Here is a 7,557-nt window from a genome sequence, read left to right on the forward strand (position 1 = left end):
AGCTCATAGCTCATAGCTCACCAGTAAAATAAAACTAACTTTGAGCAAAGTAAGTACTTAGGAAAAGTTTAAATGACCTTCGACACAGCAAAAATAATCTGAGATAGATACACGTGAACGACGAAGAATGATAGTGGATAGCTTTGAGACTGAGAAGCTTTGAGGCTTTAGCAAGAAGAAGTTAAGAATAGAGGTAGAATGGAGATAAATAATTAATTTTAAGCAAAAAAAAACTGTAGTCAAAGACTACAGTTTTATTTAATTATCTAGCCGAAGCTAGGAATAATTAAACTACAGTTACGTTCTCAGCTTGAGGTCCTTTCTGACCTTGAGTAACAGTGAACTGAACTTTTTGACCTTCGTCAAGAGTTTTGAAACCGTCTGAGTTGATTGCACGGAAGTGAACGAATACGTCTGGACCAGACTCTTGCTCGATAAATCCGAAACCTTTGTCAGAGTTGAACCACTTAACAACACCAGTAACTTGAGACATGATATAAATCCTGTATATAAAAAATAAAGCCTTAACGGCGGTAGAGCTGAAAATGCCGGTTTTACTTATGTTCACAGGACGAAACTGGTCGTATTGAAACACATAAACTAAGCCCAACCTTCAAGCCCGATAGATTATGAACCTTTCTACGGGGATGTCAACTAACATCAACATTTTAATTCAATTAGTTATTACCACGCTTAAAATTCGCGAATAAGATAACGGTTTAAAACTAAATATCAGATTCAAAAAGTAAAATAGCAAATTTAGATGACAAATCAATTACGTTGATGAATTTCAATACTAAAGTCTAACTCGCAGCTAAGTCCTTGTTCTGCAATTTGAGCCTTTTGCTCTTGGGTCAATTTCCACGCATAAGGCGTCATATTCAAAAAGTGTTCAATATCAATAGGGTCTGATAACACTAGTGGGTACTGCAACCTTTCTTGATGAAGACAAGTAAAGCCATCAAGCTCAGCTTTAGCCTCTTCATGGGGTTTTGGCTCACTATAAATGATCTTTTTCATTGCAAAGTGATGCATGGGACCAGGAGAAACCGTGATTAATACACCGTCTTTTTTTATCACTCGTTGCAGTTCATCAATTTTTGAAGGCGCGTAAATTCGCATCGCTAAATCGAATATTGCATCCGCAAAAGGCATTTCATAGGCACTTGCGACACAAAAATCTAATTCAGAATATCGTTTAGAAGCGTATTTAATCGCTGATTTAGAAATGTCTAACCCTTGCAAGTGACACAGAGCACCTTCGTCTTCACATACACTTTCAGTTGTTTTAGCGCTTTGCTGCATTGCTTTGAATAAACGATGACTGTAATAGCCTTCTCCGCAACCTATGTCTAAGATTTTTTGAGCATCAGGGCTAAATTGAACAGCCAGCTGATTAACTCTGTCACTGAGCTTTTGGTAATAACCTTTATTCAAAAACTCACGACGGGCAAACATCATGGTTTTGTTATCACCGGGATCTTTAGAGTTTTTCTTTTGAACAGGTAGCAAGTTGACATAGCCCTCTTTGGCACAATCAAACTGGTGGCGGTTCTCACACTGCCAAGATTTTGCGTTAAGTGTTAAACAAGAACGGCATATTGGACAAATATATTGCATCAAATAACTCTAATAAGAATGATTAAAGAAGTGTGCGTCTCATTGTTTTAAGATTAATGAGACCCAAATAAAAGGATTTTACGCAATGAACGTGGAAATGTCAGGTATCTTCAGTGAGCTTATCGACCATTAAGCTGACATCCGCTGGTGCAAGTAAGCTAAAACATTCTAATTTTCGTTGTAAGTCTTCCACATCCTTTGAAAGCTCATTAGCTGCTGATGCATAATTGGTTCTTTGTTGAGACTGGCTATAGGTTCTTAATAACCATTGCTGCTTATGATTTAACAAATTATCTAGCTTAAGTAGCTGAGCTGCAATAATCGCATGCACTTTGTTGCGTTCTTCCGCAAGGTACAGATTAATATCTGCCCGCACCTGCTCAATTTCACTGATATTAATTGCTAAGTTTTCAGGAGACTCTTCATAGTCGAAATTTCTCGCTAAAATGGCTTTTGCCATCATCAACTCTTTCGGCTCTTGGTTTAAGCGCAAATCGCTCTCTAGATTGATTGATTCACAAACCGACTGTAAATAGCCTATGTTTATCTGCTTTTGAGGTGTGTCTTCAGCTGTGAAAGATAAACCAATGCCTTTTCTTAATAACTCAGCTGATATTCTTGGTGCAACTCCCACTCTGGCATATAAACGAAAGCCTTGGCCAAATGTACGCTTAAATTCAGCTTTTTCGGGCTGTTTAACAATCTGAGAGTCAATCGGTGAATCAATCTGTGAGTCCATCTGTGAATCAATGACATCGACTTTAAAAAATGGCTGACAAGTCAAAATAAAGCTAGAACACTGCTCATCTTCTGACTCGCAAATGATAATCTCGGCTAAGGGCTGGCTTAATGCTGGTAATAAAATAAAATCACTAACGTCATCAGCAAGCGCAATTAACAGTGTTTGTCCTTGATTAATTTGATACTTAACTGGTTGACTAAATAAATGATTATACATACTGACTCCTGTGATACTTTTCAGAGTGTAACCAGCTAATTCGATTACGTCACCCTATTAAAAAGCATTCAATCAGTTTTGTAGCCTGTAAACATTACTAATTAACAGTGTTAAGATATTTATAATTCAAAATTAGGATACCGCGATATTATGGCAAGTGCTTTTCAACCCACTCTTTTCTGGCACGATTACGAAACTTTTGGCGTCAGCCCAGCAAAAGATCGCCCTTCACAGTTTGCAGGTATTCGTACTGATTTAGATCTTAATATTATTGGCGAGCCTGAGAATTTTTATTGCAAACAATCAACAGATTACTTGCCATCACCTGAAGCTATTTTAGTTACAGGTATTACGCCTCAGTTAGCCAATCAAAAAGGCATGGCTGAAACTGAGTTTATGGGCCGTATCAATAGCATTTTTACCCAACCTAACACCTGTGTTGTTGGCTATAACTCTTTACGGTTTGATGATGAAGTAAGTCGTTATGGCTTTTATCGTAATTTTATCGACCCTTATGCCCGAGAATGGCAAAACGGTAATAGCCGTTGGGACATCATTGATTTAGTCAGAGCTTGCTATGCCTTTAGACCAGAAGGCATTAACTGGCCTCTCAAAGAGGATGGCTCGCCAAGCTTCAGATTAGAAGAGTTAACCAAAGCTAATGGCTTAAGCCATGAACAAGCTCATGATGCCATGAGTGACGTGTATGCCACGATTTCGATGGCAAAGTTAATTAAAGAAAAACAGCCAAAATTATATGAGTATTATTTTGGTTTACGTAATAAGAAAAAGGTCGCAGAGCTCATTCAAGGTGACTTTATGCAGCCCTTGGTTCACGTTAGCTCGAAAATCAGTGCGGCAAATGGCTGTGTCACATTAATCGCCCCTGTTGCGCCACATCCAACCAATAAAAACTCGATGTTATGTGTGAACTTAGCAATGGACTTAACCCCATTAATCACGCTTTCAGTAGAGGAAATAGTCCAGCGAATGTACACCCCGCGCAGTGAACTCGCACCGGATGAGTTACCTATTCCACTTAAGCAAATCCATTTAAACAAATGCCCATTTATTGGTACACCTAAGCTACTCACTGAACAAGTCGCTGAGCGTCACCAGTTCGATATGGAATTTGCACGCTCACAATATAAGTTGTTTAAGCAACACCCAGAGTTACGTGAAAAATTACAGGCGGTGTTTGAAGTTAATGATCACCCAGCAGCAACAGACCCTGATTTAATGCTTTATAGCGGCGGCTTCTTTAGTCATGCCGATAAAGGCAAAATGGAAATGATCCGCAATACCAAGCCAGAAAACCTTGCCGCGCTGCAACTTGATTTTGAAGATGAGCGTTTAGGACAAATGTTTTTCCGCTATCGTGCGCGTAATTACCCTGAAACCTTGAATCATGACGAATCACTTATTTGGCGAGAATTCTGTCAACAACGCTTGTCTGATGCTGATTATGTGATTAATCTCGAAAACTTATTGGAAGAAACCAGCGAGAATGAGCACAAGCAGAAGTTATTAAAAGCGCTTTGTTTATACTTGCAATCACTTTAAGTGTTGAAGTAAGTAACTTACATTGCACTTATCGTTAAATAAAAGGAATTGCTCATGCAAAACCGTTTCATTGATAGCATCACCCAACTACCTAAGCCGGTAGCCACAGCCTTAATCCCATTACTCAATGAAGATTTTTGCGGTCATATCGATGCCAGTCAACTGGCAACACTGGTAAAAGCCAGTGACATGACAGAAGAAGCTTTACTATTAAGCTTGTTACCCATCGCTGCAGCGCTAGCTAAACCTAGCATCAGTGAATTCTATGTGGGCGCGATCGCCAAAGGGGAAAGCGGTGATATTTATATGGGGGCAAATTTTGAACTAGCCTCTGAAGCGCTATTTCATACCGTTCACGCAGAGCAAAGTGCCATTAGCCATGCATGGTTAAATGGCGAACAAAAGATTGTTGATATCGTGGTTAACTTCAGCCCTTGTGGTCATTGTCGTCAATTTATTAATGAATTAGTTAGCGGCATTGATATTAAGATTCACTTACCAGGCCAGCAGCCACAATTGCTTGCTCATTATCTGCCTTATGCCTTTGGGCCAAAAGATTTACAAGTGACTAAACCTTTATTGTCTAAAAGCAATATTGAATTTAGCTTGAATTCAGACGACCCAATGATCATTGAGGCGGTTGACCAAGCTGGGCTAAGTTATGCGCCCTACACTAAAAACTTTGCCGCTGTGGTTATTGAAACCAAAGACGGTAGAACCTATTGCGGACGCTATGCAGAAAATGCGGCATTCAACCCTTCAATGATGCCAATGCAAATGGCACTGTCGAATTTAATTCGTCACGATCGTGACTACAGCGATATTAATCGTGTGGTGTTAATTGAGTCATCGGCAGGGAAAGTAAGCTTAGTGAATGCGACAATGGACACTTTACAAGCTGTTGCAGCAGTAGAGCTTGAGCACATCGTCATAGACCCAAGTTAGGCAACACTTTTTACACTTAAATTAATCTAAAGCTAGTTTAAAGTTAAAAGCTAAAAGCGCATTGGTTTATAGCAATGCGCTTTTTATATTCAAAATCGCAACTACTGATTTGTACATTAATTAAATTAGCCAATATGGCCATATTGATTACGAATTTAATTGCACAAACGCTGTAATTCCTTACACTCTTCGTTTTCCTTTTAAGATAATCCATACATGCCTGATTTAGCCATATTAGCGGTATTTATACCGACCTTCTTTTTTGTCTCAATTACACCTGGTATGTGCATGACTTTAGCCATGACACTCGGGATGAGTATTGGTGTTAGGCGCACTCTATGGATGATGTTAGGAGAACTAGTGGGTGTCGCATTAGTGGCCATTGCTGCAGTCATGGGTGTTGCCAGCGTCATGCTAAATTACCCAGACGCTTTCGCTATTTTAAAATGGATTGGTGGCGCATATCTCGCTTACATCGGCATCAACATGTGGCGTTCAAAAGGTAAAATGGCCATTGTTGAAGGCCAACAAACCGACTCATCAATCAGTAATTATGCACTTATCTCACAAGGCTTTGTGACCGCGATTGCCAACCCTAAGGGCTGGGCTTTCATGATTTCATTACTGCCACCTTTTATCAGCGTCGATAAAGCCGTTGGACCACAATTATTTTGGCTGCTATCAATCATTATGCTAACTGAAAGTGTATCAATGCTGGCCTATGCAAGTGGCGGTAAAAGCCTACGTATGTTTTTATCTCGCGGTGACAACATTAAGTTAATGAACCGTATTGCAGGCAGTTTGATGATTGGTGTGGGCTTTTGGCTTGCGCTGGGATAACGTTGTAAATAATCACGACGATTACTGGTTTTAAATTTAGACTACAAAAGTGATAAAAAGAGAAATAGAGAAATAGAGAAATCAATGTCTAGAGTGAAGCTTACTGGCTATATACAATTTCCGCACAACACCACTGCAAACGAATTAGCAGATGTCCGTTTTGAGTTAGTAAATCACACCCAACTCACCTTGAATGAAGAAGGTTGTATCAGTTTTAGTGTCACTCAAAGTACCGTAAATGACTTAAGATTTGATGTTAATGAGGAGTTTGTCGATAAAGCCGCATTCGAATTTCATCAACAACGAGTCCAGCAATCAAACTGGTTTACAGTAAGTCAAACTGCGACTCGTCATTATACGATTATCGACAGTTAACCTTTTATGCGGCCTGTTGATAATACGGCTTGACGCAGTTTCTACCGCTCTCTTTAGCAACATATAAAGCTTTGTCTGCTCGAATAAGTAAGTCTTTTAATTCGGTGGTGCTTTGAGTCTTATCAGCAAGGCCAAAACTGGCTGTACAGGTTAACTTGCTTGATTCAGATAGGTTAATTTTACACGCTTCAATGTGTTCTCTCATCCGCTCAGCAACTTTTTCAGCATCTTGTATCGACGTATTTGGCATCGCCACAATAAACTCTTCACCACCAATTCGGGCACATAGATCATTTTCACGGCACAACTTTTTAATCGTGCTGGTCACTTCAATTAAACATTTATCTCCAACTAAATGGCCATGTTGATCATTAATTTTCTTGAAAAAATCCAAGTCTAATAAGACTAATGTAAAAGGGAGTTTTTTCTCTACGGCATCATCAAACAAACTTTTTCCTTCTGTAAAAAAGTGGTGTCGGTTAGCGAGTTGGGTTAACGAATCTGTGGAGGCTTGTAATATCAATTGCTTTTCATTCTTATCGATTTGTTTAGCAAAAATGTACAACACAAAAATGACTTCTAACATGGTGAAAAATACCACTGATTGATACAACATGTGATTCACTTGATCTGATAGCTGTATTAAAGGCGCATCATTTGGCGTATTTTCACAATAGAAAAACAAGACTAACGCCGCCAGGCTCAAACTCACCTGCTCTACTCTTTCACGCAACTCAAATAAAAGAAATGCCCCCGTTGGAACCAGGAAATAGTACAAATGAAATCCGCTAGCATTCGTCACGTAGACATTAGTACACACCAATAGGTGAAGCATTAGCACACTAAAAAACCATATTTTAGCCAGTCTTGAATGATGCGCAGCCGTAAATGCAATTGTGCACAGATATGCGATGGTAAAACCAAGATTGATAAAGCCAACAAGGGTGTTTTCAAGTAAGAAAATATAATTTAATGAATAAAGCAAAGAAATAAAGACTGTGATTAAGCCGATTATATTCATTGTTCTCGTGCGATTAGCCGATGAAAAAGACTGTTTACTGGTGCCCAGGCTTATAATTTTTTTTAGATTCATATGGGTAACTAAGTAAGTTAACGACTTGTAAACTTTAGCACGTTTATTCTGTCTATTCTAAAAAGGCCGGTTCTGAAAATAAACAGCTTATTATTAAGTCTATGTGGAACTGTTGGCTAGCCACTTCTTAAAATTAGAAGTTATGAAAGTTAGGAATCTTGAA

8 protein-coding genes are annotated in these 7,557 nt (G+C 39.0%); 4 read left to right on the top strand and 4 right to left on the bottom strand.

Annotation, left to right across the window (positions count from 1 at the left end; genetic code table 11):
* Positions 1–286 precede the first annotated feature (286 nt).
* The 3 genes from BCU84_RS12920 to BCU84_RS12930 form a co-directional block, all read right to left on the bottom strand.
* The gene (locus tag BCU84_RS12920; RefSeq protein WP_012155714.1) at positions 287–493 is read right to left on the bottom strand and encodes a cold-shock protein; all 207 of its coding nucleotides are present in this window, start codon (positions 491–493) and stop codon (positions 287–289) included.
* A 278-nt stretch (positions 494–771) separates the two neighbouring features.
* Positions 772–1,620: a 23S rRNA (guanine(745)-N(1))-methyltransferase gene (gene rlmA / locus BCU84_RS12925; protein ID WP_102528495.1), complete on the bottom strand. Its 849-nt coding sequence runs from the start codon at positions 1,618–1,620 to the stop codon at positions 772–774.
* 100 nt (positions 1,621–1,720) lie between these two features.
* Entirely contained in the window at positions 1,721–2,578 is an 858-nt protein-coding gene (locus BCU84_RS12930; protein WP_102528496.1) for a hypothetical protein, read from the bottom strand.
* A gap of 150 nt (positions 2,579–2,728) precedes the next feature.
* Between BCU84_RS12930 and sbcB the strand changes: the two genes are divergently transcribed.
* The 4 genes from sbcB (at position 2,729) to BCU84_RS12950 (ending at position 6,301) form a co-directional block, all read left to right on the top strand.
* Positions 2,729–4,141, top strand: coding sequence for an exodeoxyribonuclease I (gene sbcB / locus BCU84_RS12935; RefSeq protein WP_102528497.1), 1,413 nt, complete (start codon positions 2,729–2,731; stop codon positions 4,139–4,141).
* Between the two features lie 54 nt (positions 4,142–4,195).
* Entirely contained in the window at positions 4,196–5,086 is an 891-nt protein-coding gene (gene cdd / locus BCU84_RS12940) for a cytidine deaminase (RefSeq protein WP_102528498.1), read from the top strand.
* Positions 5,087–5,302: 216 nt separating this feature from the next.
* Complete coding sequence (locus BCU84_RS12945; RefSeq protein WP_102528499.1) at positions 5,303–5,926, top strand: LysE family translocator; 624 nt, start codon at positions 5,303–5,305, stop codon at positions 5,924–5,926.
* Positions 5,927–6,010: 84 nt separating this feature from the next.
* Positions 6,011–6,301, top strand: coding sequence for an antibiotic biosynthesis monooxygenase (locus tag BCU84_RS12950; RefSeq protein ID WP_102528500.1), 291 nt, complete (start codon positions 6,011–6,013; stop codon positions 6,299–6,301).
* Positions 6,302–6,305: 4 nt separating this feature from the next.
* Here the strand turns inward: BCU84_RS12950 and BCU84_RS12955 are convergent, their stop codons facing one another.
* On the bottom strand, positions 6,306–7,394 hold the full coding sequence (locus tag BCU84_RS12955; protein WP_102528501.1) for a GGDEF domain-containing protein: 1,089 nt from the start codon (positions 7,392–7,394) through the stop codon (positions 6,306–6,308).
* Positions 7,395–7,557 lie beyond the last annotated feature (163 nt).

The sequence above is a fragment of the Shewanella sp. 10N.286.51.B7 genome (assembly GCF_002873615.1).
Lineage (GTDB): Bacteria > Pseudomonadota > Gammaproteobacteria > Enterobacterales > Shewanellaceae > Shewanella > Shewanella electrodiphila.